Annotated in this window: 25 protein-coding genes; 10 read left to right on the top strand and 15 right to left on the bottom strand. The window is 73.5% G+C overall.

The annotated features are described in order from the left end of the window. Positions 1–38: 38 nt before the first annotated feature. Positions 39–1544: an HtaA domain-containing protein gene (locus tag ACFXHB_RS19955; protein WP_380575951.1), complete on the bottom strand. Its 1506-nt coding sequence runs from the start codon at positions 1542–1544 to the stop codon at positions 39–41. Positions 1545–1708: 164 nt separating this feature from the next. On the opposite strand from ACFXHB_RS19955, the gene ACFXHB_RS19950 reads away from it, so the two are divergent. Genes ACFXHB_RS19950 through ACFXHB_RS19940 form a run of 3 tightly spaced genes read left to right on the top strand, consistent with a single transcriptional unit; the run spans position 1709 to position 4619 of the window. Then, complete coding sequence (locus ACFXHB_RS19950; protein ID WP_380575852.1) at positions 1709–2737, top strand: hemin ABC transporter substrate-binding protein; 1029 nt, start codon at positions 1709–1711, stop codon at positions 2735–2737. Beyond that, positions 2734–3801 (top strand): FecCD family ABC transporter permease, encoded by a 1068-nt coding sequence (locus tag ACFXHB_RS19945; protein ID WP_380575850.1) that lies wholly within the window; start codon positions 2734–2736, stop codon positions 3799–3801. The genes ACFXHB_RS19950 and ACFXHB_RS19945 overlap by 4 nt, the downstream gene beginning before the upstream one ends. Then, complete coding sequence (locus ACFXHB_RS19940) at positions 3798–4619, top strand: heme ABC transporter ATP-binding protein (protein WP_380575848.1); 822 nt, start codon at positions 3798–3800, stop codon at positions 4617–4619. Before ACFXHB_RS19945 ends, ACFXHB_RS19940 begins: the two co-directional genes overlap by 4 nt. A gap of 188 nt (positions 4620–4807) precedes the next feature. On the opposite strand, the gene ACFXHB_RS19935 is transcribed toward ACFXHB_RS19940, so the two are convergent. The 3 genes from ACFXHB_RS19935 to ACFXHB_RS19925 form a co-directional block, all read right to left on the bottom strand. Further along, positions 4808–5023: a dodecin gene (locus tag ACFXHB_RS19935; RefSeq protein ID WP_380575846.1), complete on the bottom strand. Its 216-nt coding sequence runs from the start codon at positions 5021–5023 to the stop codon at positions 4808–4810. Between the two features lie 86 nt (positions 5024–5109). Beyond that, positions 5110–6069, bottom strand: a complete 960-nt coding sequence (locus tag ACFXHB_RS19930) for an asparaginase (RefSeq protein ID WP_380575844.1) — start codon at positions 6067–6069, stop codon at positions 5110–5112. A 74-nt stretch (positions 6070–6143) separates the two neighbouring features. Then, positions 6144–6764, bottom strand: coding sequence for an ABC transporter substrate-binding protein (locus ACFXHB_RS19925; protein WP_380575842.1), 621 nt, complete (start codon positions 6762–6764; stop codon positions 6144–6146). A 479-nt stretch (positions 6765–7243) separates the two neighbouring features. On the opposite strand from ACFXHB_RS19925, the gene dtd reads away from it, so the two are divergent. Beyond that, positions 7244–7720: a D-aminoacyl-tRNA deacylase gene (gene dtd, locus ACFXHB_RS19920; RefSeq protein WP_380575840.1), complete on the top strand. Its 477-nt coding sequence runs from the start codon at positions 7244–7246 to the stop codon at positions 7718–7720. Between the two features lie 22 nt (positions 7721–7742). On the opposite strand, the gene ACFXHB_RS19915 is transcribed toward dtd, so the two are convergent. From ACFXHB_RS19915 to ACFXHB_RS19905, 3 genes are all read right to left on the bottom strand, one after another. Next, positions 7743–8705, bottom strand: a complete 963-nt coding sequence (locus tag ACFXHB_RS19915) for a YgfZ/GcvT domain-containing protein (protein WP_380575838.1) — start codon at positions 8703–8705, stop codon at positions 7743–7745. Positions 8706–8715: 10 nt separating this feature from the next. Further along, positions 8716–9180: a Fur family transcriptional regulator gene (locus tag ACFXHB_RS19910; protein WP_380575836.1), complete on the bottom strand. Its 465-nt coding sequence runs from the start codon at positions 9178–9180 to the stop codon at positions 8716–8718. Between the two features lie 173 nt (positions 9181–9353). Then, positions 9354–9956 (bottom strand): FABP family protein, encoded by a 603-nt coding sequence (locus tag ACFXHB_RS19905; RefSeq protein WP_380575834.1) that lies wholly within the window; start codon positions 9954–9956, stop codon positions 9354–9356. A gap of 287 nt (positions 9957–10243) precedes the next feature. Between ACFXHB_RS19905 and ACFXHB_RS19900 the strand changes: the two genes are divergently transcribed. Then, positions 10244–10687, top strand: coding sequence for a DsrE family protein (locus ACFXHB_RS19900; protein WP_380575832.1), 444 nt, complete (start codon positions 10244–10246; stop codon positions 10685–10687). Positions 10688–10708: 21 nt separating this feature from the next. Here ACFXHB_RS19900 and ACFXHB_RS19895 read toward each other — a convergent pair whose 3' ends face one another. The 7 genes from ACFXHB_RS19895 to ACFXHB_RS19865 form a co-directional block, all read right to left on the bottom strand. Beyond that, on the bottom strand, positions 10709–10993 hold the full coding sequence (locus ACFXHB_RS19895; protein WP_380575830.1) for a DUF3099 domain-containing protein: 285 nt from the start codon (positions 10991–10993) through the stop codon (positions 10709–10711). Between the two features lie 91 nt (positions 10994–11084). Further along, positions 11085–11375: a DUF1416 domain-containing protein gene (locus ACFXHB_RS19890; protein ID WP_093861460.1), complete on the bottom strand. Its 291-nt coding sequence runs from the start codon at positions 11373–11375 to the stop codon at positions 11085–11087. Between the two features lie 38 nt (positions 11376–11413). Next, the gene (locus ACFXHB_RS19885) at positions 11414–12247 is read right to left on the bottom strand and encodes a sulfurtransferase (protein ID WP_380575828.1); all 834 of its coding nucleotides are present in this window, start codon (positions 12245–12247) and stop codon (positions 11414–11416) included. 220 nt (positions 12248–12467) lie between these two features. Then, positions 12468–12548 (bottom strand): Ms5788A family Cys-rich leader peptide, encoded by an 81-nt coding sequence (locus ACFXHB_RS19880; protein ID WP_350517234.1) that lies wholly within the window; start codon positions 12546–12548, stop codon positions 12468–12470. A gap of 258 nt (positions 12549–12806) precedes the next feature. Beyond that, complete coding sequence (locus ACFXHB_RS19875) at positions 12807–13523, bottom strand: DUF2993 domain-containing protein (RefSeq protein WP_380575826.1); 717 nt, start codon at positions 13521–13523, stop codon at positions 12807–12809. Positions 13524–13728: 205 nt separating this feature from the next. After that, a complete protein-coding gene (locus ACFXHB_RS19870) occupies positions 13729–15234 on the bottom strand; it encodes a hypothetical protein (protein ID WP_380575824.1) in 1506 nt (501 codons plus the stop codon). 5 nt (positions 15235–15239) lie between these two features. Continuing rightward, positions 15240–15533: a MoaD/ThiS family protein gene (locus ACFXHB_RS19865; RefSeq protein WP_380575822.1), complete on the bottom strand. Its 294-nt coding sequence runs from the start codon at positions 15531–15533 to the stop codon at positions 15240–15242. Positions 15534–16261: 728 nt separating this feature from the next. Here ACFXHB_RS19865 and ACFXHB_RS19860 point away from each other — a divergent pair. The 5 genes from ACFXHB_RS19860 (at position 16262) to ACFXHB_RS19840 (ending at position 21797) form a co-directional block, all read left to right on the top strand. Next, entirely contained in the window at positions 16262–16993 is a 732-nt protein-coding gene (locus ACFXHB_RS19860) for a response regulator transcription factor (RefSeq protein ID WP_380575820.1), read from the top strand. A 123-nt stretch (positions 16994–17116) separates the two neighbouring features. Next, on the top strand, positions 17117–18175 hold the full coding sequence (locus ACFXHB_RS19855; protein WP_380575818.1) for a LacI family DNA-binding transcriptional regulator: 1059 nt from the start codon (positions 17117–17119) through the stop codon (positions 18173–18175). 105 nt (positions 18176–18280) lie between these two features. Further along, positions 18281–19426, top strand: a complete 1146-nt coding sequence (locus tag ACFXHB_RS19850; RefSeq protein ID WP_380575816.1) for a S1C family serine protease — start codon at positions 18281–18283, stop codon at positions 19424–19426. An 89-nt stretch (positions 19427–19515) separates the two neighbouring features. Continuing rightward, the gene (locus ACFXHB_RS19845) at positions 19516–20289 is read left to right on the top strand and encodes a response regulator transcription factor (RefSeq protein WP_380575814.1); all 774 of its coding nucleotides are present in this window, start codon (positions 19516–19518) and stop codon (positions 20287–20289) included. Continuing rightward, entirely contained in the window at positions 20286–21797 is a 1512-nt protein-coding gene (locus tag ACFXHB_RS19840) for a sensor histidine kinase (RefSeq protein WP_380575812.1), read from the top strand. Before ACFXHB_RS19845 ends, ACFXHB_RS19840 begins: the two co-directional genes overlap by 4 nt. Positions 21798–21892: 95 nt before the next feature. Here the strand turns inward: ACFXHB_RS19840 and ACFXHB_RS19835 are convergent, their stop codons facing one another. Beyond that, entirely contained in the window at positions 21893–23686 is a 1794-nt protein-coding gene (locus ACFXHB_RS19835) for a bifunctional metallophosphatase/5'-nucleotidase (protein WP_380575810.1), read from the bottom strand. Positions 23687–23829 lie beyond the last annotated feature (143 nt).

Here is a 23829-nt window from a genome sequence, read left to right as displayed (position 1 = left end):
TGGGACTCCGTTCGGTGAGCGGGGGAAGGGAACCGACGTCAGGCCGCGTCGGTGGGGGTGGCACGACGCTTGCGCCGGGTGAGCACGACGGCGGTGGCGGCCAGCGCGACCACCAGCAGGCCACCGGCCACCGCCACCGCCGGGACGCCGTCCGAGGAGGAGGACGACGCGGCGACGGGCGCGGCGGAGGGCGCCGTGGTGGGGCTCTGGGCGGGCGCGGCCGGCGGGGCGCTGCCGATGTCGGGCAGCGGGGGGAGCGCGGCGGCCGGGTCCAGGGCGACGGCCAAGCTCAGCGGGTCCATCTCGGTGCCCGCCGGGTAGAGGTTGCCGAAGGCCTTGGCGCCCGCCTCGGTGAGCCTGAGCGGGAGTTCGACGGCCTTCAGCAGGCCCGCCTCGGGCTTCAGCGCGGCCGCGTCGAAGGCGGCCAGCTCGACCCCGGTCTGTGCCTGCGAACCGCCGTCCGGCGTCCGGCCGGAGACGTCCGCGAGCAGCCGGCCCTGACCGCCGGTCACCGTCACCCCCGGGTTGGCGAGGGTGAGGTCGAGCCCGTAGCCATCGCCGCCGGACATACCGGTGAACCGGACGCTGCCGCCGAAGGAGGCGGTGAGGGTGCCGGCCGCCGGGTCGTACCCACCCTTGGCCGGGGTCCAGCGGAAGAACGCGCCGCCGTCCGCGGCGCCGCCGCCGAGCTCCCAACGGCCCTTGGCGATCGCGCCGGTGACGTAGTCGCGGAAGGTCCGGCGCACGCCCCAGTCGAGCGCGCCGTTGGCGAACTCGGTCCGGGCCGGGGCCTCGGCGGCGGGCGAGGTCGGGGCGGCCGACGGCTGCTCCGGCGTCGCGGCCGGCCGGGTGGTGGGTACGGCGGCCGGCGTGGACGCCGCCGCGGTCGGCGACGGGGCCGCCGAGGTCGGCTGCGCCGCCGGCAGGTTGACCGAGAGGCTGACCGGGTCCAGCGCCGTCCCGGCGGTGTAGAAGTTGCCGAAGGCCTTCGCCCCGGCGTCGGTCAGCGTCGCGGGCACATTGCTGAGCGCCAGGGTGCCGGCGGCGCCGCGCAGGTCCACCCCGGCCAGCGAGAGGTCGGCCAGCTTCGCCTGGCTCACACTGCTGACCTGACCGCTGTCCTTGGCCTTGCTGCTGACGTCGGCGTACAGCCCGGCACCGCCGCCGGCGGCGGCCCGGAAGGTCAGCCGGCCGATGCTCAGATCGAGGGCGTTGGCACCGTTCTCCTGGTGCCCGGTGAACCGGACCCCGCCGGAGAAGGCGGCGCTCAGCGCGCCGGTCGCCGGGTCGTACGCGCCGGTGGCCGAGTGGAACCGGAAGGTGTTCCCGGCGACCGTCGCGGCGCCACCGGTCAGCGCCCAGTTCCCCTTGGCGATCGGGCCGGTGACGTACGTCAGGAAGGACTGTTTGATGCCCCAGTCCAGCCGTCCGCCGGACACCTTGCCCTCCGCCGCCACCGCCTGGCCCGGCAGCAGCGCCACCGTCAGGAGAGCGGCGAGGGTGGCCACCAGAATGGCGGCCAGGCGACGGAGCCGTCTGGGCAGAGGCACGGCGGATCACTCCTCGGCACAACAGGGGAGGGGTCGGCGTGGCACCGACCCCCTTGCTAAACACAGGTAAGGCTAACCTAATATATGAGTCAAGAGTCCCGCCGACCACCCCGGCCCACCGCCGCCGGCGGCGCCAACTCCCAGCGAAGGGAAACACGTTGAGCAGCGGCACGATCCGAACCCGAGGGGCCCGCGGGCCTCTCCTGCTGCTGGTGGCCCTCGGTCTGCTGCTCGCACTGACCGCCTGCGGCTCGGGCACCGGCGCCGGCGGAGCCGCCGCCAGGGCCGCCGCCTCGCGTGCCCCGGACGCCGTGGAGCCGCTGCCCGGGGAGCCCGCGCCCCGACTGCCGGCCACCACCGCCTCCGCCGACGGCCGCCAGGTCACCGTGACCAGCGCCGACCGGATCATCCCGCTCAACGGAAGCCTCGCCGAGATCGTGTTCAGTCTCGGCCTCGGCCCCAAGGTGGTCGCCCGGGACGTCTCCACCACCTTCCAGCAGGCCGCCGCGCTGCCGGTGATCACCCAGGCGCACGACGTCTCCGCCGAGGGCGTGCTCTCGCTGCACCCGACGGTCGTCCTCGCCGACCGCTCCACCGGCCCGGCCGAGGCGATCGCCCAGATCCGCGCCGCCGGCGTCCCGCTGATCGTCCTGGACGACGCCAAGCAGCTCGCCGACATCGGCCCCCGGATCGACACCCTCGCCGCCGGCCTGGGCGTCCCCGACGCCGGACAGCGGCTGAAGGAGCGCACCGAGCGGCGGATCACCGAGACCCGGGCCGCGCTGCCCACCGCCGACCGCCACCCCAAGGTCGCCTTCCTCTACCTGCGCGGCAGCGCCTCCGTCTTCCTCCTGGGCGGCCCGGCCTCCGGCGCCACCTCGCTGATCGAGGCCGTCGGCGGTGAGGACGCCGGCAAGACCGCCGGACTGGCCGGCGACTTCACCCCGCTCACCAGCGAGGCCCTGGTCAAGGCGGCGCCCGACGCGATCCTGGTGATGAGCAAGGGCCTGGACTCGGTCGGCGGCGTGGACGGTCTGCTCAAGCTGCCCGGTGTCGCGCAGACCCCGGCCGGCCTGGACCGCCGGGTCGTCTCGATCGAGGACGGCCAGCTGCTCAGCTACGGCCCGCGTACCCCGCAGGTGCTCCGCGAGATCGCCGACCAGCTCTACCCGGCGGCCGCCAAGTGACCACCGCCGTAAGGAAGAAGACCCTCGGGCTGCCCGGAGCGCGGCGCACCGCCGTGATCACCGCCGGCCTGGCCGCCGCCCTGCTGCTCTGCGCCCTGCTCGCGGCCGGGATCGGCGCCTACCGCATCCCGCTCGGCGACATCCTCGCCTCCTTCGCCCACCGGCTCGGCCTCGGCGGGCACGCGCTGGAGCGGGTCCCCGAGTCGGTGCTCTGGAACGTCCGCCTCCCCCGCGTGGTGCTCGCCCTGCTGGTCGGCGGTTCGCTCGGCTGCGCGGGCGCCCTGATGCAGGGCGTGTTCGGCAACCCGCTGGCCGAACCCGCCGTGATCGGCGTCTCCTCCGGCGGCGCGGTCGGCGCGGTCGGCTGCATCGTGCTCGGCCTGGACGCCTTCGGCACCTGGACGATCACCGCCTTCGCCTTCGTCACCGGTCTGCTGACGGTCTTCGCGGTGTACGCGATGTCCCGCTCCGGCGGCCGCACCGAGGTGGTCACGCTGATCCTCACCGGCGTCGCGGTGAACGCCTTCTGCGGAGCGCTGATCGGCCTCTTCCTGTTCACCGCCGACTCCGCCGCGATCAGCCAGGTCACCTTCTGGCAGCTCGGCTCGCTCTCCCAGGCCACCTGGGGCAAGGTGCTGGCCGTCCTGCCGTTCGCGCTCGTCGGCCTGGCCCTCGCCCCGCGCTACGCACGCCAGTTGGACCTGCTGGCGCTCGGCGAGCGGCCGGCCCGCCACCTCGGCGTGGACGTCGAGCGGATGCGCCTGGTGCTGATCACCGTGGTCGCCCTGCTGACCGCCGCCGCCGTCGCGGTCAGCGGCATCATCGGCTTCGTCGGCCTGGTCGTCCCGCACCTGCTGCGGATGGTGGCCGGACCGGGCCACCGGTTCCTGCTGCCCGCCTCCGCCCTCGGCGGCGCGCTCGTGCTGGTCGCCGGCGACCTCGCCGCCCGCACCCTGGCCGCGCCCGCCGAACTGCCGCTCGGCGTCCTCACCGCGCTGATCGGCAGCCCGTTCTTCTTCTGGCTGCTGCGCCGCACCAGGACCAAGCAGGGAGGCTGGGCATGAGACTGCGAACCCGACCCGAGGTGCCCGGACGCCCCGCCCCGGGCACCGAACTGCTCACCGCCGAGGCCGTCCGGCTGACGGTCGGCGGGCGCGAGCTGCTGGCCGGCGCGGACGTCCGGGTGACGGCCGGCGAGGTGGTCGCCCTGCTCGGGCCGAACGGCGCCGGCAAGTCCACCCTGCTCTCCGTCCTGGCCGGCGACCTCGCGCCGTCCGCCGGCGAGGTCCGGCTGCTCGACCGCCCGCTGGCCGGCTACCGGCCCGCCGAACTCGCCCGGCACCGCGCGCTGCTGCCGCAGTCCGCCGCCCTCTCCTTCCCGTTCCCCGCCGACGAGGTGGTCCGGATGGGCCGCGCCCCCTGGGCCGGTACGACGGCCGCCGACGAGGACGACGCGGTGGTCGCCGAGGCGATGGCCGCGACCGAGTGCGCCGCCTTCGCCGGGCGCCCGTTCACCGCGCTCTCCGGCGGCGAGCGGGCCCGGGTGGCGCTGGCCCGGGTCCTGGCCCAGCGGACCGCGCTGCTGCTGCTCGACGAACCCACCGCGGCCCTCGACCTGCGCCACCAGGAGCTGGTGCTGCGGGTCGCCCGGGCCCGGGCCGCCGCCGGGGACGGCGTGGTGGTCGTGCTGCACGACCTCTCGCTGGCGGCGGCCTACGCGGACCGGGTGGTGCTGCTGACCGCCGGTGCGACGGTCGCGGACGGGCCGGTGGCCGAGGTGCTGCGGGCGCCGCTGCTCAGCGAGGTCTACGGGCACCCGGTCGAGGTGCTGGCGCACCCGCGCACGGGCGTCCCGCTGGTCCTGCCGGAGCGCGACCGCTGAACCCCCGCGGGACGCCCGGGGCCTGGCGGGGGCGCGCCGGCGGGTCGGGACGTGCCGGCGGGGGCGCGCCGGCCAGTCGGGGCGCGCCGGCGGGTCGGAACGTGCCGGCCAGTCGGGGCGCGCCGGCGGGTCGGAACGCGCCGGCCAGTCGGGACGGGCCCGGAGCCCAGCGGCGGCACGCGAGCCGGTCAGGCCTCGTCGTCGAGCCGGAAGCCGACCTTCAGACCGACCTGGTAGTGCTTGATCCGGCCGTCCGCGAGGTGGCCCCGGACCTGCGTCACCTCGAACCAGTCGAGGTTGCGCAGCGTCCGGGAGGCCCGCTCCACCCCGTTGCGGATGGCGGCGTCGATGCTCTCGGTCGAGGACCCGACGATCTCGGTCACCCGGTACACGTGCTCGCTCATGACGGACTCCCTCAGCTCTGCGACGGCCCCCGTCCACCGTGCACCGCCACCGGTCGGTCCGCACTCCGGCGCCCGCCGGGCGGGCCTCAGAAGGCCGCCCGGACCTCGCCCACCGGCACCCCGCCGCCGAGCAGCGGCGCGGCCGCGATCCGCTCGACCGTGCCGTCCGCCGTCGTCACGCCGAGCCGGCGCAGCGCGGCCGCCAGGACCGGCCCGCGGGCCCGCTCGGCACCGTCGTCGATCTTGAAGGCGAGCGCCCGGCCCTCCGGCAGCGCGACGACCTGGACGGCCTCGGCGCCCATCTTGGACAGCGCGCCCGGCACCGCCCGCATCAGCCAGGTGTCGGGCCGGCGGGTACCGGCCACGTACTCGGGGTGCGCCCGCATCGCGTCGGCCACCCGCCGCTGCGGCGTCCCCGGCTCGGCGCGCAGCAGCGCCCGGTAGCCGCGGGCCAGGCCGGTCAGGCTGACGGCCAGCAGCGGCGCGCCGCAGCCGTCCACCCCGGCGTGCGCCGCCGGCTCGCCGGTGGCCTCCTCCAGGGCCTCGCGGGCGAGCAGCTGGACGGGGTGCGCCGGGTCCAGGTAGGTCTCCGTGGGCCAGCCGTTGGCGACGCAGGCGGCCAGCCAGCCGGCGTGCTTGCCGGAGCAGTCCATCAGGATCGGCGCGCGCTCGCCGCCGGCCTTCAGGTACAGCTCCGCCTCGGTCTCGTCGAGGGGCAGGTCCGCCGGGGTCCGCAGGGCGGACTCGTCCAGCCCGGCGGCGCCCAGGATCCGCCGCACCCCGTCCCGGTGAAACGTTTCGGCGGAGTGGCTGGAGGCCGCCAGCGCCAGCAGCTCGCCCTCGATCGCCAGGCCGGCCCGCAGGGTGGCCACCGCCTGGAACGGCTTGGCGCAGGACCGCGGGAAGACCGGCGCGTCGGGGCTGCCCAGCGCGAACTCCACCGAACCGTCGGCGGCGAGCAGTACCAGCGATCCGTGGTGCCGGCCCTCGGTGAAGCCGGAGCGTATGACCTCGGCGAGCACGGGCAGGGCGACGGAGTGGGACATGGCGGAAGCCTTCCGGGGTGAGGGTGGGCCGGGGGCGAGCCGGACCGCACGCCCGCCCCGGACACCTCACCCGGTCAGAGCGGGCCGCCCGTGAGCAGGTCGTCGACCCGCGCTTCCCCATCACGGTACCTGCGGGTGATCTCGGCGCTGCAGCCGTCCGCCGTCCGCAGCAGTAGCTGCCGTCGGCCGGACACCTCGCGCTCGTGCTCCCGCAGCAGCTCCAGCGCCGCCAGCAGGTCCTCGGGCGGATGCGCGGCCAGGTCGGCCAGCTGGACGTCACCCATCAGGGCGTCGGCCTCCAGCTGGGACTGCTGGCCCCGGGGCGGCCCCAGGGTGACGTGCCGGGCGGACCGGCGCACCGTCGACGGCGCGTCGGTGAGGATGGCCGCCAGCCGGTCCAGCAGGGCACCCCCCGCCGGCCCCTCACCCCCCGCCGCCACCCGGAGCGCGCCCGGCCGGCGGTCGAGCTCGGCCCGCAGGATGTCCATCCGCCCGTGCAGCAGGCGGCGCAGATAGGAGAGGTCCGCCTCCTGCTGCAAGGTCTCCCGGCGCAGGGTCCGCAGCTGTTCCAGGCCCAACCCCTCCAGATCGGGTTCACCGTCCGTACCCACCGCCGGGCCGGAGGGGCCCCCCGCCGGCTCCGGCGCCTCGGGCATCCGCCCGGACCGGTCCCGCGCCGCGCTGCTCGCGTCCATCAACCAACCACCTGCCGTCGTCCGATCCCGCCCGCTCGCGGCACCCCGTCGCCTGCCGCCGGTTCGACCCGTCCCCCGGCGGGCCGTCGCGCGTACCCACCGCGCACACCCGTCCGATGGCACGCGCGACCGCCCCCGAAGGTTCCCGCCCGTGGCCGGTACCACCCCACGGGGCGACACCACCAGAACGCCTGACCTACCGACTCGACCGCCCGGCCGAACGGGCCCGGCGCGGCGGACCTCTGGCGCCCCGGACCCTCGTACCGTCCCCCAGCGTGCCACCCCGCCCACCGCCGGTGCACCGCCCGTGCACCCGAACGGCCCCCTGGCGAACGGGAGTGGCTGATACGACCGGGGCTTTTCGCAGCAGGAGCGGCACCACCGGTCGCACAGGCGCACACCACCCGGCGCGCGCCAAGTGCATGCACGCCCCCCAGGGGGCCGCAAGGGCGCGCGGCGGGCTCCGGCACAATGGCCGCATGCGAGCAGTGGTACAGCGAGTGACCGAGGCCAGCGTGACGGTGGCCGGCGAGACCGTCGGCGCGATCGAGGGGCCCGGGCTCTGCGTGCTGGTCGGCGTCACCCACGAGGACACCCCCGCCAAGGCGGCCCAGCTGGCCCGCAAGCTCTGGACGCTGCGGCTGCTGGAGGCGCCCTCGCCGTCGGCCGACGGCGCGGGCGAGGGCGAGGGCGGGAACGCCGTCGAGCTGTCCTGCTCGGACCTCGGCGCACCGCTCCTGGTGATCAGCCAGTTCACCCTCTACGGGGACGCCCGCAAGGGCCGCCGCCCGACCTGGAACGCGGCCGCCCCCGGCCCGGTCGCCGAGCCGCTGGTGGACGAGGTGGTCGCCCAGCTGCGCGCGCTCGGCGCCAAGGTCCAGACCGGCCGGTTCGGCGCGGACATGCGGGTCGCCCTGGTGAACGACGGACCGTTCACCGTCCTGGTCGAGGTCTGACCCGCCGGCCGGTCCGGCCCGCCTACTGCGGGACGATCACGTCCTGCGTCCCCGGCACCGTCCCGGCCAGCAGCACCGCGTCCACCGGGACGTTCCGCTTGACGATCGCCAGCGCGATCGGCCCCAGCTCGTGGTGGCGCGCCGAGGAGGTCACGAAGCCCAGCGCCCGGCCGTCCGGGTCCGCGGCGAGCCGCACCTCCGTGCCGTGCGGGGGCAGTACCTCCTCGGTGCCGTCCAGGTGCAGGAAGACCAGCCGACGCGGCGGGCGCCCCAGGTTGTGCACCCGGGCGACGGTCTCCTGCCCCCGGTAGCAGCCCTTCTGCAGATGGACGGCGGTGCTCAGCCAGTCCACCTCGTGCGGGATGGTCCGGTGGTCGGTCTCGAACCCGAGCCGGGGCCGGTGGCCCTCGATCCGCAGCGCCTCGTACGCCCAGATCCCGGCCGCCGGGCCGTACCCGCCGGTCAACGTCTCCAGCTCGGCCCGCGGCAGGAAGAGGTCCCGCCCGTACGACAGCTCGCGCACCGCCGAGGCGCCGTCCGCCGGGGCGGTGGAGCCGCCCGGCAGGTGGACCACCGCGTAGTCGGCGGTCGCGTCGGCGACATCCACCCGGTAGAAGAACTTCATGCTCTCCAGGTAGCCGACCAGCGCCTGCTGGGTGCCCGGCTCGACGTGCGCCCAGGTGGTGGTGCCGTCGTCGACCAGGTAGAGGGCGTGCTCGACGTGTCCGTTCGGGGAGAGCACCAACGCCTCGGTAGCCTGCTGGACCGGCAGCTCGCTGACGTGCTGGGTGAGCAGCAGGTGCAGCCAGGCCAGCCGGTCGGCGCCCGTGACGGTGACGACGCCCCGGTGCGAGAGGTCCACGAAGCCCGTGCCCCGGGCGAGGTCGCGTTGCTCGCGGAAGATGTCGCCGTAGTGGGCGGCCACGCCCTCGTCGGTTCCCTCGGCGGGGACGGCACCGGGCAGCGCAAGCAGCGGGCTCTTCATACCGGCCAGCTTACGACCGGTGCTCGGCGAGCTTGGCGGTGCAGTCGGCGCAGCGGCCGAAGATGGCGAAATGCTTGAGATCGGTGTCGAAACCGTGCTGCTGGCGCAGGCTGTCGATCAACGGCCGGGCGATCTCGGTACCGGTCTCGGTGACCTTCTCGCAGTCCCGGCAGACCAGGTGCAGATGGTGGTGACGGCCCGCCAGGTGGTACGTCGGGGCGCCGTGGCCGAGGTGCGCGTGCGACACCAGGCCGAGCTCCTCCAGCAGCTCCAGGGTCCGGTAGACGGTGGAGATGTTGACGCCGCTGGCCGTCCGGCGGACGTGGCCGAGGATGTCGTCGGGCGTCGCGTGGTCCAGCGCGTCGACCGCCTCCAGGACGAGCTGGCGCTGGGGCGTGAGGCGGTAGCCGCGCTCACGCAGATCGGCCTTCCAGTCGCCGGAGAGCTGCCAGTCGGTGGTGCCGGTGTCCGCCACGGTGCTGTCCCTGCCAAGGTCGGGGTCCTGCCGCAAGTGTAGGGACCGGCCCCCGACCGGTCCCTACCTCGTGCGCGATGAGCCGGGCGCGACGACGGCCGCGCCCGACGGAAGGCTTCGCCGGACGGAAGGCTCCGCCCGGGGGGAAGGCTCCGCCCGGCGGAGCGCTCCGCTCAGCGGAAGAACGCGATGCCGTCGTCCGGCAGGTCGTTGATGTCCTTGATCAGCTGAGCCGGGCTGAGCACCTTCTTCAGCTGCGCCGACATGTACGGGCGCAGCGGCACGTTCGGGGCGGCCTTCTCGCCGACCCAGAGCAGCTCCTCGTTGACGAAGCCGAAGAGACGCTTGCCGCCCGAGTACTCCGGCGACCCCTCGATGCGGGCCACCGCGTCGGTGGAGACGTCGATCTGCGGCTTGCCGTCGGCCAGCTCGCCGTACCAGATCTCCACGGTGCCGTCGTCGCGGACGGAGGAGATCTCGATGCCGCGGGCACCGCTGGTGCCGTGCTGGTTGCTGGTGATGCGCCAGAACGCGTGCTCGTTCTCCAGCGGGCGGATCTTCTCGCCCTCGCTGTCCAGCACCCAGGTGCGGGAGCGGAACTCCAGGAAGGGCCGGCCGTCGTGCCGGAAGACGATCTCCTGGCCGAAGTTGCACTTCTCCGCACCGGCGGCCTCCTCACCGGGCAGCGGCGCGTAGACGCCCGCGCCCTCCCAGGTGCCGAGGAGGAAGGCGAGCGGGACGACGTCCTGGTGGAGGTCAGACGGGATTTCGATCATGTTCCTGGTCGCTGTCGTCGACGATGTGGGGCAGCTTCAACCGTACGGCAGCCGGCTCAGCGCTGGCCCTGGTACAGCTTCATCACCGAGAAGATGGCGAACCAGGTGATCAGCACGGCCATGAGGGCCAGCAGACCGTCGAAGAAGATTTCCAGACCGGACACGGGGGGCTCCCAGGGCGGCGACAGTGTGGTGGATTTTGCTGGCGCTCACTCTATCCGCCGGGTGACGACGGGTCTCGGTGAGCCCCACCACGTCGGCATTTCGCCGGGATCTAGGGTGGCGGCATGTCGTCCAACGCAACGTCCCACGCATCGCCGGAAGCATCGTCGAACGCGTCCGCGCACGCATCGCCGCAAGTACCGACGAACGCGAAGAAGCTCGTCATCAAGGTCACCGCCGGGGCGGACGCGCCGGAGCGCTGCTCGCAGGCCTTCACGGTGGCGGCGGTGGCCGTCGCCAGCGGGGTCGAGGTCTCACTCTGGCTGACCGGCGAGTCGTCCTGGTTCGCCCTGCCGGGGCGGGCGGCGGAGTTCGAGCTGCCGCACGCGGCGCCGCTGCCGGACCTGCTGGAGTCGATCCTGGCGGCCGGCACCGTCACCCTGTGCACCCAGTGCGCCGCCCGGCGCGGGATCGAGCAGAAGGACACCGTCGAGGGTGTCCGGATCGCGGGCGCGCAGGTGTTCGTCAGCGAGATCATGGCGGGCGGCGTGCAGGCCCTCGTCTACTAGCCCGGCCCGGCCCCGGGGGGGCTACTTCGGACGGTCGTCCCGGTCGGGGCGGTCGGGGCGGTCCCGGTCGTGTCCGGGGTCGTCCCAGTGCGGGTCGTCCCACCGCGGGTCGTTCCACCAGTCGTCCTCCGGGTCCCGCTTGTTGGCGAAGACCGCGGCGGCCGGGGGGATGACCATCGCGAACAGGCACATGCCGATCGCGGCCGGGACGGACCAGAACCGGACGACGCCCCAGGCCAGGACGAACAGCCCCAGGCAGACGCCCATCATGGCGAAGTAGTAGCGATGCCGCCGGCTTCCCTGCACGCCTCCACGGTACGACCGAGGGCCCCCGCGGAAGCGGGGGCCCTCGGTGTCGGATCCGGCCGATCGCGTCGGATCCGGCGCGTCAGCGCGCTCAGACCGCGATGGCGACCTCGGTCAGGTTGCCCTGGGAGGCGACCACCTGGCGGTCCACGGTCTGGCCCGGGACCAGCGCACGCAGGGTCCACTTGCCCGGGCGGGCGAAGAACCGGAACTGGCCGGTCGCCGAGGTGGGCACCTCGGCCGTGAACTCGCCGCCCTCGTCGAGCAGTCGGACATAGCCGTTGACCGGCTCGCCGTCTCGGGTCACGGAACCCTGGATGATCGTCTCGTTCGCCACGTCAACTCCTGCCAGGTCCGGGCCGCCGGCCTTCGCACCGCACATGTCTTGTCTCCTTCTGACTTACGGGTCGAGCCGGTGGCTCAGTTGCCGAGCTCGATCGGCACGCCGACCAGGCTGCCGTACTCGGTCCACGAACCGTCGTAGTTCTTGACGTTCTCCTGGCCGAGCAGCTCGTGCAGCACGAACCAGGTGAGCGCGGAGCGCTCACCGATGCGGCAGTAGGCGATGGTGTCCTTCGCCAGGTCGATGCCCTCGGCCTCGTACAGGGCCTTGAGCTCGTCGTCGCTCTTGAAGGTGCCGTCGTCGTTGGCGTTCTTCGCCCACGGGATGTTGCGGGCGCTCGGCACGTGGCCGGGACGCTGCGACTGCTCCTGCGGGAGGTGGGCCGGGGCGAGCAGCTTGCCGGAGAACTCGTCGGGCGAGCGGACGTCGACCAGGTTGAGGTTGCCGATGGCGGCGAGCACGTCGTCGCGGAAGGCGCGGATCGAGGAGTCGACGGCCTGCGCCCGGTACTCGGTCGCGGCGCGGGCCGGCACCTCGGAGACCAGGTCGCGGGAGTCCAGCTCCCACTTCTTGCGGCCACCGTCCAGCAGGCGGACATCGCCGTGGCCGTACAGCTTGAAGTACCAGTAGGCGTACGAGGCGAACCAGTTGTTGTTGCCGCCGTAGAGGACGACGGTGTCGTCGTTGGCGATGCCCTTGGCGCTGAGCAGCGCCTCGAAGCCGGCCTGGTCGATGAAGTCGCGGCGGACCGGGTCCTGGAGGTCGGTCTTCCAGTCGATCCGGACGGCGTTGCGGATGTGGTTCTTGTCGTACGCGGAGGTGTCCTCGTCGACCTCGACGATGACAACCTTCGGGTCGTCCAGGCGGGCCTGGACCCAGTCGGCGTCGACCAGGACGTCGCTGCGGCTCATGGTGATGTTCTCCATCCGAGGGCGGTTTGCGGAAGGTGCTGCTGCGGGTGCTCTTCGACGGCCGTTCCGAATCGATGTCCGAATGATGGGACGAACGAGGATGGCGCGCTGTTCCGAGCGAAGGTCTGCGGTGTGCAGCGGGGACGGCCGGCACCGGATACCGGGCCAGGTCACCGGGAGAATCGGCTGCGGGCAGGAACTGCCCTGCAAAGACGCCGAGTTAGCGCATTCGACACAGACAGGCGGCCACGCGGCACAGGTCTACCGCCCGCCGCTTCGTGAGGTCCGTCTGTCGCTTCATGTCAACGATGCTAGGGACACGGGGTGCCCGCTGTCATCAGCGTATCGAATGGTGAGACTTGATAGCTCATATAGCGAGATTTGACGATCTCATGGTGGGCGGGAACCGGCCAACGGGCGTCGAGGGCTCCCCACGGGGAGCCCGGAGGGGGGACAGCACACCGCTCCGCGGCCGGCGCTGGACAGCGCGTCTCGCGGAGCGGAACAGTCGGGGCAGCCGCGCCGGTGACCCTGATCGGCTGCTCCCGGGTGCCGGGGATCAGCCGATCAGGGTCACCCCGTCGCCCTGGAAGGACAGCTGGAGGCCCTCCTCCTGCGGCGTCACCCCGGACAGCTTCAGCCCGGCCGGCAGCTGGTCGAGGGTGAAACTGACCGGATCGACCTTCTGGCTGGTCAGGCCGGCCACCATCGCGGCCACCCCGCTGAGCTGGAACCCGTCCGCCGTGACGGTGTTCCCCTGGCTGTGCACCGAACCCTCACCGACCGTGAGCGGGCCCAGCGCCGCCTTGATCTTCCCCGGACCGCCGTACGACAGGCTCAGCCGGGCGTTGGCCCCCACCGGCAGCCGGCCGGCACTGGGCACCATCTCGGACGCGGGCGGCAGCAGCTGGGCGAGGTCCGGGTAGGAGATCAAGCCGCTGCCGCTGCCCTTGGCCACCTTGGCGCTCGTCAGGCTGTTGCTCACCGCGACGCCCGACAGCCGGGCCTTGAAGGAGTGCAGCGCCACCTGGTGGGTGCCGTCACCGACGGTCAGCCCGTCGGCGGAGATCCGGAGGTCGCCCACCTCCTTCGACAGCAGGTCCGTGAGGAACGGGACGTCGCCGATCGACACGTCCGGTCGCTGGCTCATCCGGCCGCTCTTCACCAACTGCTCGGCGACCTGGTCCTCGGCCAGGCCCACGGCGATCCGGTCGGCGCCCACCAGGAGGCCGGACAGCACCACCAGGCCGATCGTCGCCTTCAGCCAACCGCGCATCGCTCTCCCCCGTCGTCGCCTGCCGCTGTCGTCGTACGCGTCGTTCTCTTGCCCGGTCTTCGTCGGTGTTCGTCGGTCCGGCCCGTTCCGGTCCCCGCGCGTGCCGTCCGGGCGGCCGGCGCCGCGACCGCGCTCGCACGACCGTACGACGCCCCGCCCCGGAACATGGTTCCGGGGCGGGGCGTCGCGGGGGTGCCGCCGGGACTCAGCCGGCCAGCAGCCGGGTGGCGATCCAGATCAGCGGCGAGGCCACCGCCAGCGGCAGGGCCACGCCCGCCGTCATGTGCACGAACCTGGACGGGAAGTCGTACGCCGCGACCCGGCGGCCGACCAGCGCGCCCAGCCCCGCCAGGGCGCCCAGAGCCAACGGGGCACCGACGACCAGGCCGAGCACCACGGCCGCCAGCAGGCCGAGCACCGGGCCCAGCTGCTTCGGGCCGGGCAGCGGCGCGGCGGCCAGGACGGTGGCCAGCGCGACCGCGCCGACCGCCGCCGGCACCCAGTCCGCCAGCAGCAGCGCGGTGCAGAGCACCGTCACCACGGTGGCCGAGCCGAGCACCGTGAGCGCGTAGAACCGCTCCTTCGGGTCGGAGGGCCGGAACGTCTGGAGCACCAGGACGAGCAGGAAGAACCCGCCGAGGGTGCCGACGACGGCCGCCGCCCCGCCGTCGGAGTCGGCCAGCAGCACCGCCGCGTCGGCGGTGAGACCGGCCAGGACGGCCAGCGCGATGCCCTGGCGGGCCGGCCACATGCCGTTCAGCCGGAACCAGCCGGCCGCCGTCAGCACCTGGAGCAGCGCGACGACCAGCGCCAACGCCGGCTGTCCGATCGCCGCCGCGCCGGCCAGCAGCGCGGCCGCGCCCGCGGTGATCAGGGCGGGCCGCAGGCCCGGGTCGATGATCGGCGAGCCGGTCCGGACGGGCCCGGCCTGGGGACCGGGCGCGGCGGGACCGGGTGCGGTAGGACCGGGTGCGGTGGCGGGCACGGGCTGCGTTGGAACGGCGCCGCCCGTCCGGCCGGCACGGCGGCGGCCGGTGGGGGCGCCGGCCGGACCGGGGGGCGCCGGACGCTTGAGTGTCATGGTCGGCGAGTCGAGGACCGGTGCCGGGACGGGGCTCGCCACGGGTGCCGGGGCGGGCCTTCCGGCGGGCGGCGCGGTCGGCAGCGCGCCCGACACCACCACCGGCGGGAGCAGGGTGGTCGCCGCGTCGTCCATCGGGGGGACGGGCGGGAGCAGGGTGGTCGCCGCGTCGTCCATCGGAGGGACCGGCGGGAGCAGCGACGTCGCCGCGTCGTCCACGGGTGGCTGCCCGTAGGGCTGCTGTCCGTACGACTGCTGCCCGTACGGCTGGGGCTGTCCGTACGGCTGCGGCTGCTGGGGCTGCCGTCCGTACGGCTGCGGCTGCTGCGGGTACTGCCCGTACGGCTGCGGCCGCTGCCCGTACGGCGGCTGCCCGCCGGGCGCGCCGAGCGGCGGGCGGCCGTCCGGCTGCCCCGGAGCGCGGCCCGCGCCAGGGGCGTACGGCCGGGCCGGCTGCTCCTGCTGCGGATACTGCTCCGGCGCGTACCCCTGCTGGGGGGCGTGCGGGTGCTGGGGGGCGTACCCCTGCGGGGGCTGCGCCGGCTGCGGCTGCGGCTGCGGCTGCGGCTGCGGCCAGCCGCCCGGGCCGACGCCCTGCGGGCCACCGTTCACGTTGTTCGGGTCCGTCACGCCGCTCACCCTCCCGCGAACGGCGGGAGCACCTCGACCGTACCGCCCTCGGTCAGAGCCACCGTCGCGTGGTCACGGCCGCCGACGGGAGAACCGTCGACCAGGTAGGAGCAGTGGCCGAGCAACCGGACGAGCTTCGGCCGGGAGGCGTGCCGTGCCTTGGCCGCCGCCAGCGCCTCCGCCAGGGTCGCCGCCCGGTACGGCTCCTCGGCCAGCCCGGCCTCCGACTTCGCCGCCGCCCAGTAGCGGATCGTCCCGCTCACCCGAGCGGCGCTCGCTGGCTCGGTGGTCGCGCCCATGGCAACCCCTTCTCGTCGTCCTCGCCCGGGCCCGGTGCCCCGGGCGGGTCCCCACCGGGGCGGCCGAACACCACTCGAAAGAGGTACGCGTACGGTGCCGCCGATGTGCGTCCCATGATGGCGTGTTCGCCGGCGCGACCGGCAATCGCCCTGGCCGTACCCGTCCCGACCCCCGGCGCGAAGCTGTGGCCGGGCTCACTCCGGGAGCGTCCGGTTTGGCCGAACCGCCGCTTTCGAGCCCTCCCGGTACGGGAGCGCGTCGGCTATCCTCGACCCCTGAGGGATCCGGGCAGAGTCGCCCCCGGATCCTTTTGTGCTTTCAGGACGCCAGTACGGACGTTCTTGCGAATCGTCGGCCCACCCCCGGCGCGGAGCAGGAACCGCCCCGCCCTTCACGGCACAACGACGTGCCGGGACCCGGGTCGGGGTGTCGGAACCCGGCTCCGGGCCGCCGCCCGGTACGGGACAGACCGGAAGGTTCACGGGATGAGCAGGGCAGAAACGGTGCATCAGGGGTTGCGGGACCCCCGACGCACGCTCCGTTCCGCCGTGCGCACCGGTGAGTCCTCCGGCGAACGCCTGGTCTCCTCCCCCACGCTCTCCCTCACGTCGCCCGCCGCTCCCCCGCCCGGGGCCCGCTGCGCGCGACACCTTCTTGCACGTGCGCCATCCGGCTGTGGCGGCAGCCGTAACGCGACCGCGACGACCCGGAAAGGGGACTACCGGGTATGAGTTCTCTGCTCCTCCTCACCAACGCCCTGCAACCCTCCGCGGAGGTACTGCCGGCCCTCGGCCTGCTCCTCCACAACGTCCGGGTGGCGCCCGCCGAGGGCTCCGCCCTGGTGGACACCCCCAGTGCCGACGTCATCCTGGTCGACGGCCGACGGGACCTGCCGCAGATCCGCAGCCTCTGCCAGCTGCTGCGCTCCACCGGCATCGGCTCGCCGCTGATCCTGGTGGTCACCGAGGGCGGCCTGGCCGCCGTCACCGCCGAGTGGGGCGTCGACGACGTCCTGCTGGACACCGCCGGCCCGGCGGAGGTCGAGGCCCGGCTGCGGCTCGCCCTCGGCCGCCTCCAGGTCTCCGCCGACGAAAGCCCGATGGAGATCCGCAACGGCGACCTCTCGGTCGACGAGGCCACCTACTCCGCCAAGCTCAAGGGGCGGGTGCTCGACCTCACCTTCAAGGAGTTCGAGCTGCTCAAGTACCTCGCGCAGCACCCCGGCCGGGTCTTCACCCGCGCGCAGCTGCTGCAGGAGGTCTGGGGCTACGACTACTTCGGCGGCACCCGGACCGTCGACGTCCACGTACGACGGCTGCGCGCCAAGCTCGGCGTCGAGAACGAGCAGCTGATCGGCACCGTGCGCAACGTCGGCTACCGCTTCGTCGTCCCGGAGAAGCCGGACAAGGGCGAGCGGCCGGACCTCGCCCAGCGCTCCTCGGCCCCGCTGGAGGCCTGACCGCGGGCCGGGCGGCCAGTACCCGCCCGGCCTGTCCGCATTCGCCCCGCACTGTCCTGCGAGTACCCCGATCGCGCCGAGGTCCCACTGCCCCGGCGGACGCCACACGCGTAGACTCCCCCCGTGGCCAAAGTGACGCGCGACGATGTAGCCCGGCTGGCTGGTACCTCGACCGCGGTCGTCAGCTACGTCATCAACAACGGGCCGCGCCCGGTCGCGCCCGCGACCAAGGAGAAGGTGCTCGCGGCGATCGAGCAGCTCGGCTACCGGCCGAACAGCGTCGCCCAGGCGATGGCCTCCCGCCGCACCAACCTGATCGGCATGGTCGTCCCCGACGCCCGCCAGCCGTTCTTCGCCGAGATGGCGCACGCCGTGGAACGCGCCGCCTCCGAGCGCGGCAAGCTCGTCCTCATCGGCAACTCCGACTACGTGGACGACCGCGAGGTGCACTACGTCCGCGCCTTCCTCGGCATGCGGGTCTCCGGCCTGATCCTGGTCAGCCAGGGCCCCTCGCAACGGGCCGCCGAGGAGTTCGCCGCGATGGAGGGCGCCAAGGTGGTGCTGCTCCACCGCCGGCCCGAGGCGATCGACGACGTCGCGGTGGTCACCGACGACGTGGCCGGCGCCGAGGCCGTCGTCCGTCACCTGCTGGAGGAGCACGGTCACCCGTACGTGGCCTGTTTCGGCGGCCCGGTCGAGTCCCCCGCCCCCGGCGACCCGGTCATCGACCACGTCGAGGGCTGGCAGCGCGCCATGGACGCCCACGGCCTGCCCGCCGAACCGCACCTGATCGACGCGCCCTTCCACCGCTACGGCGCCTACGAGGTCGCGCTCGGCCTGCTGAGCTCGCCGAACCGCCCGCCCGCCGTCTTCTGCTCCACCGACGACCAGGCGATCGGCGTGCTGCGCGCGGCCCGCGAGCTCGGCCTGCGGGTACCGGAGGACCTCGCGGTGGCCGGCTTCGACGACGTGCCCGAGGCCGCCTTCGCCGACCCGCCGCTGACCACCGTCGCCTCCGACCGCGACGCGATGGCCAGGGCCGCCGTGGACCTGGTGCTCGACGACTCCCTGATGGTGCCCGGCTCGGACACCGAGCGGGTCCGGAAATTCCCGTCGCGCCTGGTCATCCGCCGTTCCTGCGGCTGCCGGCCGAGCGAACCGCAGGACACCCGGCCGTCCTAGCGCCGTCCCGGCCTGACCAGGCTTTATGAGAAGTCAACGGGCTTCTCGGCGGCTTCTGACCTCGTTCTCATCAGATCCTCATCCGGCGGGCGGACGTTGGTCGGCATGAGCGATCAGCAGCACGGCAGCAACGAGCAGTACGACGACCCGCACCCCACCCCGTACGGGTACCCGCACCCCGCCGGGGGGCCGGTCGTCCAGGGCACCGTCCTCGGCAGCACGACCACCGGATACCCGGCCGGCGGCCACCCCTCGGTCGGAACCCCGCCCCCTCCCCCGCCGGCCGCGCCGCCGCTGCCGCCGGCGCCCCCCGCCGCCGGCGGGCCCGCGTCCCACGGCGGCCACGGCGGCCGGGCCAGGCGCGGCTTCCTGCGCGGCCGGGTCGCGCTGGTCACCGCCGTCGCGGCGGTCGCCGCCGTCCTGGGCGGCGTGACCGGCGGTGTGGTCGCCGCCGAGCAGCACGGCTCCGCCACCCGCACCGGCACCATCGCCAGCCCGGTCGCCGCCCGCTCCGACGGCAGCGCCGACGTCGCCGCCATCGCCTCGGCCGTCTCCCCGAGCGTCGTCCAGATCACCGTGAAGACCGCGAACGGGACGGCCACCGGTACCGGCGTGGTGCTCGACAAGGACGGCCGGATCCTCACCAACTACCACGTCGTCTCCGGCGCCGCCGACGGCGGTCAGATCACCGTCACCTTCAAGGACGGCTCGACGGCCAGGGCCACCGTCACCGGCACCGACAAGTCCCTGGACGCCGCCGTGATCACCGCGAGCGGCGCCAAGAACCTCACCCCCGCCACCCTCGGCGACTCCTCCACCGTCGGCGTCGGCGACCCGGTCGTCGCGATCGGCAACCCGGAGGGCCTCACCGGCACCGTCACCTCGGGCATCATCAGCGCCGAGAACCGCGAGGTCACCGTCCAGGTCGACGAGGGCACCACCAGCGGCAACGGCGGGTTCGGCTTCCCCAACCTGCCCGGCCTGCGCGGCAGCACCCCGCAGAACACCGGCGAGACCGCCACCTACAAGGCCTTCCAGACCGACGCCGCGCTCAACCCCGGCAACTCCGGCGGCCCGCTGATCAACGCGAACGGCCAGGTCATCGGCATCAACTCGGCGATGTACTCGGCGAGCGGCTCCAGCTCCACGGCCGGTGGCGGTACCGCCGGCAGCGTCGGCCTCGGCTTCGCCATCCCGATCAACGACATCAAGCAGGCGCTGCCCGAGCTGCAGGCCGGGCAGAACATCTAGACGGACAATTACTCCGAGCGGCTCCCCCGCCCAGCAGGTCACCGCAGTCCCCCAGCAGGCTCTCCGACGATGAGAAAGGGCAATCGCCCATGACCCCGGCCGCCGACGACCGCACCCCCGCCGAGCCCGGACCGGCCTCCGCCCGGCTCCTCGTGGTCGACGACGAACCCGCCCTCCGGGACGCCCTGGAGAGCAGCCTCGCCTTCGAGGGCTACGAGGTCGCCACCGCCACCGACGGCTACGAGGCGCTGGAGTCCGTCGAACGGGAGAAGCCCGACCTCGTCCTGCTGGACATCATGATGCCCCGGATGGACGGCCTCACCGCCGTCCGCCGGATGCGCTCGCGCGGCGACACCGTCCCGGTGCTGATGCTCACCGCCCGCGACGCCGTCGGCGACCGGGTCACCGGCTTGGACGTCGGCGCCGACGACTACCTCGCCAAGCCCTTCGAACTGGACGAACTGCTCGCCCGGGTCCGCGCCCTGCTCCGCCGCAACGCCCTCGCCACCGAGGCCGCCGCCCGCGCCGCGGCCGTCGAGGACGACAGCGAGGTGATGGCCTTCGCCGACCTCCGGATGAACACCGCCACCCGCGAGGTCACCCGGGCCGGCAAGCCGGTCGAGCTGACCCGCACCGAGTTCATGCTGCTGGAGATGTTCCTCTCCCACCCCCGCCAGGTGCTCACCCGCGAACAGATCCTCAAGGCGGTCTGGGGCTTCGACTTCGAGCCCTCCTCGAACTCCCTGGACGTGTACGTGATGTACCTGCGCCGCAAGACCGAGCAGGGCGGGATGCCCCGGATCATCCAGACCGTACGCGGCGTCGGCTACGCCCTGCGCCCGGCCCCCGGCACCCCGGCGTGACCCACACCTTCCCCCCGCCGCCGCTGGTACCGCCGCGCGTCCCGCGGCGGCAGCGCCTCACCCGCTGGTACCGCGCCCAGTCCCTGCGCAGCCGGCTGACCTTCCTGACGGCGGCGGCGGTGGCGGTGGCGATCGCGCTGTCGGCGCTCGCCTGCTGGTTCATCGTGGAGAAGCAGCTGTACGGGCAGGTCCGCAGCGACCTCCAGAGCGTCCGGATCCCCCTGATGCTGCCGAGCACCTCGGACTGCGCCACCACTCCGCAGGCCGCGCTCAAGAAGACGCAGAACGCCCAGAACTCCGGCTCTCACCCCCCGGCCGGCGGACCCGCGCCCCGGGACACCCAGTACGTCTTCACCGGTCCGGCCGCTCTGGTCTGCCTGCCCCCCGGGTCGACCAACGCGATCGTGATCCAGACCGACGACGCCAAGGTGCTCCAGCTCAAGCCCGGCCAATCGATGATCCGGGACGGTCACTACACCAACGGCACACCGGCCATGGTCCGGGTCGTGTGGTACCCGTCCGAGATTCCCGGCTATCCGGCCGGGATGGTGATGGTGGCCTCCTCGACCGAGAACGTCGAGAACTCCCTGCAACAACTCGCCCTGATCCTCGGCAGCGTGGCCCTCGGCGGCATCATCCTCGCCGGTCTCGCGGGCCGGTTCGTCGCCCGCTCCGCGCTCAAGCCCGTCGACCAACTCACCGACGTGGTCGAGCACATCGCCCGCACCGAGGAGGTGGGCGGCACCATCCCCGTACACGGCAGCGACGAGATCGCCCGGCTCTCCGCCTCGTTCAACTCGATGAGCACCGCCCTCGCCAACTCCCGTGACCGCCAGACGCGCCTGATCGCCGACGCCGGGCACGAGCTGCGCACCCCGCTCACCTCACTGCGCACCAACGTCGACCTGCTGATCCGCAGTGACGACACCGGCCGGCCGCTCCCCGCCGCCACCAGGACCAAGCTGCTCGGCAACATGAAGGCCCAGATGCAGGAGCTCACCGTCCTGATCGGTGACCTGCTGCAGCTGTCCCGGCCCGACACCCCCAAACCTGGCCGGATCCTGGCCGTCGTCGCGGTGCACGAACTCGTCGACCGGGCGCTCGCCCGCGCCAAGCTGCGCGGTCCCGGGCTGGTCTACGAGACCGGGACGGAGCCCTGGTTCGTCCACGGCGACGCCGCCGCGCTGGAACGCGCCGTGATCAACCTGTTGGACAACGCGGTCAAGTACAGCCCGCCCGGCGGCACGATCGACGTCCGGCTCCACGAGGGCGTGCTGACCGTCCGCGACCACGGCCCCGGCATCCCGCCGGAGGAGCTGCCGTACGTCTTCGACCGCTTCTGGCGCTCCCCGTCCTCGCGCCAGCTCCCCGGCTCCGGCCTCGGACTGTCGATCGTCGCGCAGAGCGTCCGGGAGGCGGGCGGCGAGGTGTCGCTCGGCCCGGCCCGCGACGGCGGCCCGGGTGCCCTGGCCACCGTCCGGCTGCCCGGCGGCCCGACGGCCGGCTAGCCGGACGACCGGCTCGGACCGGCCCAGGCCCCGGGCGGAAAGCGAAACGGGCGGGGCGCCCCGACAGCGCCCCGCCCGTTCCCCGTCGGCTACGGTCAGTCGAGGTCGCTGCCCGGGCCGATGACCTTGATGCGGTCCTGCGCCGGCGCCTTCAGCGGCGCGGCGGCCGAGCTGTTGGCACCGAGGTAGGCGGCGAAGACGTCCAGGTCGGAGGCGCCGACCAGCTTGTCGGTGCCGGCCGCGAAGGCCGGGAAGCCGTCGCCGCCACCGGCCAGGAACTCGTTGGCCGCGACGCGGTACTTGGCGGCCGGGTCGATCGGCGCGCCGTTCAGTCGGATCGAGTCCGTCAGGACCCGGTTCACGCCGGTCTTGCGCATGTCCAGGGTGTAGGTCAGGCCCTTGGACGACTGCAGGATCTTCGGCGCGGCCTCGTTGGACCCGCTCACCTGCTGCTGGAGCAGCTGGACCAGCTGGGCACCGGTCAGCGTCTTGACCTGCATCATGTTGGTGAACGGCTGGACGGTGAACGCCTCGCCGTAGGTCACCACGCCGTCGCCCTCGGCGCCGCTCGCCTTGTAGACGAGGTCGGAGCGGATGCCGCCGGGGTTCATGAAGGCGATCTGCGCGCCGCCCTTGTCGGCGGGCGCCAGGCCCGCCAGCTGGGCGTCGGCGATCACGTCACCGAGCGGCTTCTCCGGGTCGCTGTTCCCGCGCCCGTTGATGTCCGAGGCGATGAAGCCGAGCGGACGGTTGGCGATCGGCGCGGCCAGCTTGGAGTAGCGGTCGATCAGCGCCGTCATGTCCGGGGCCTTCTCGACCGTGCGGCGCACGATGTGGTTCTCGGCCTTGACCGAGGGCCGCACGATGCTGCCCGTGGTCTTGTCGAGCTTCAGGTCGATCTCGGTGTAGAGCCGGCCGAAGGAGGCGGCGCTGGTCACCGAGCGCGGCACGCCCTGCGGGTCGGGGATGGTGCAGGCGTAGGCGTTGTGGGTGTGGCCGGTGACGATGGCGCCGATCGCCGGGTCCAGGTTCTTGGCGATGTCGACGATCGGGCCGGAGATGCCCTGGCCGGCGGTGCCGCAGTCGTAGTTGTAGGTGCTGCTGGCCGGCAGGCCGCCCTCGTGGATCAGGGCGACGATCGAGTTCACGCCCTGCTTCTTCAGCTCGGCCGCGTACTTGTTGATCGTGGCGACCTCGTTGCCGAACTTCAGGCCCTTGACGCCCTCGGCGGTCACGATGTTCGGCGTGCCCTCCAGCGTGGCGCCGATGAAGCCGACCTTCACGCCCTGCGACTTGGTCACCCAGTACGGGGCCAGGATCGGCTTGCCGGTCTTCTCGTTGGTGACGTTGGCGGCCAGGTAGTTGAAGTTGGCGCCCTTGAACTTGCGCCCCTCCTCGTAGCAGCCGTCCACCGGGTGGCAGCCGCCCTCCTGGAGGCGGATCAGCTCCTTGGAGCCCTCGTCGAACTCGTGGTTGCCGACGGCCGTGACGTCCAGGCCGAGCTTGTCCATCGCCTCGATGGTCGGCTCGTCGTGGAAGAGCGCCGAGGTCAGCGGCGAGGCACCGACGATGTCACCGGCGGCGACGGTGATCGAGTCGTCGGCCGGGATCCGGGCCTGGCGCAGCGCGGTGGCCAGGTACTCGATGCCACCGGCCGGGGTGCTGACCACCTGGCCGGTCGCCGGGTCGATCTCCCGGACGGTGCCGGAGGAGCCGGCCGGGGGCTCCAGGTTGCCGTGGAAGTCGTTGATCGCCAGCAGCTGGAGGTTGACGGTCTTCTGACGCTTGGCGTCCGCGGCCTGGGCGGCGGTCGGCGCGGCCACGGTGCCGACGAGGCCGGCCGCGGCGACGGCGGCCAGGACGGCACGCCGGGATCTGACGGTGAGCATGGAGGTCCCCTGCACCTTGAGAGAGCGCCCGGCCGGCGACATGTGTGGGCGGGCGACGGTGTCGTTGCGCCAGTGCAGCCTAGAGTCAACGCGCGTAGCTGTCAGGACCCTGAACGTAACGACAGGGTTACCTACTGACGAAT

Origin of the sequence: Kitasatospora sp. NPDC059327 (genome assembly GCF_042752535.1) — a bacterium.
GTDB lineage: Bacteria > Actinomycetota > Actinomycetes > Streptomycetales > Streptomycetaceae > Kitasatospora.
The sequence above is the reverse complement of the archived record's forward strand: the minus strand, read 5'-3'. Positions and strand labels throughout refer to the sequence as shown.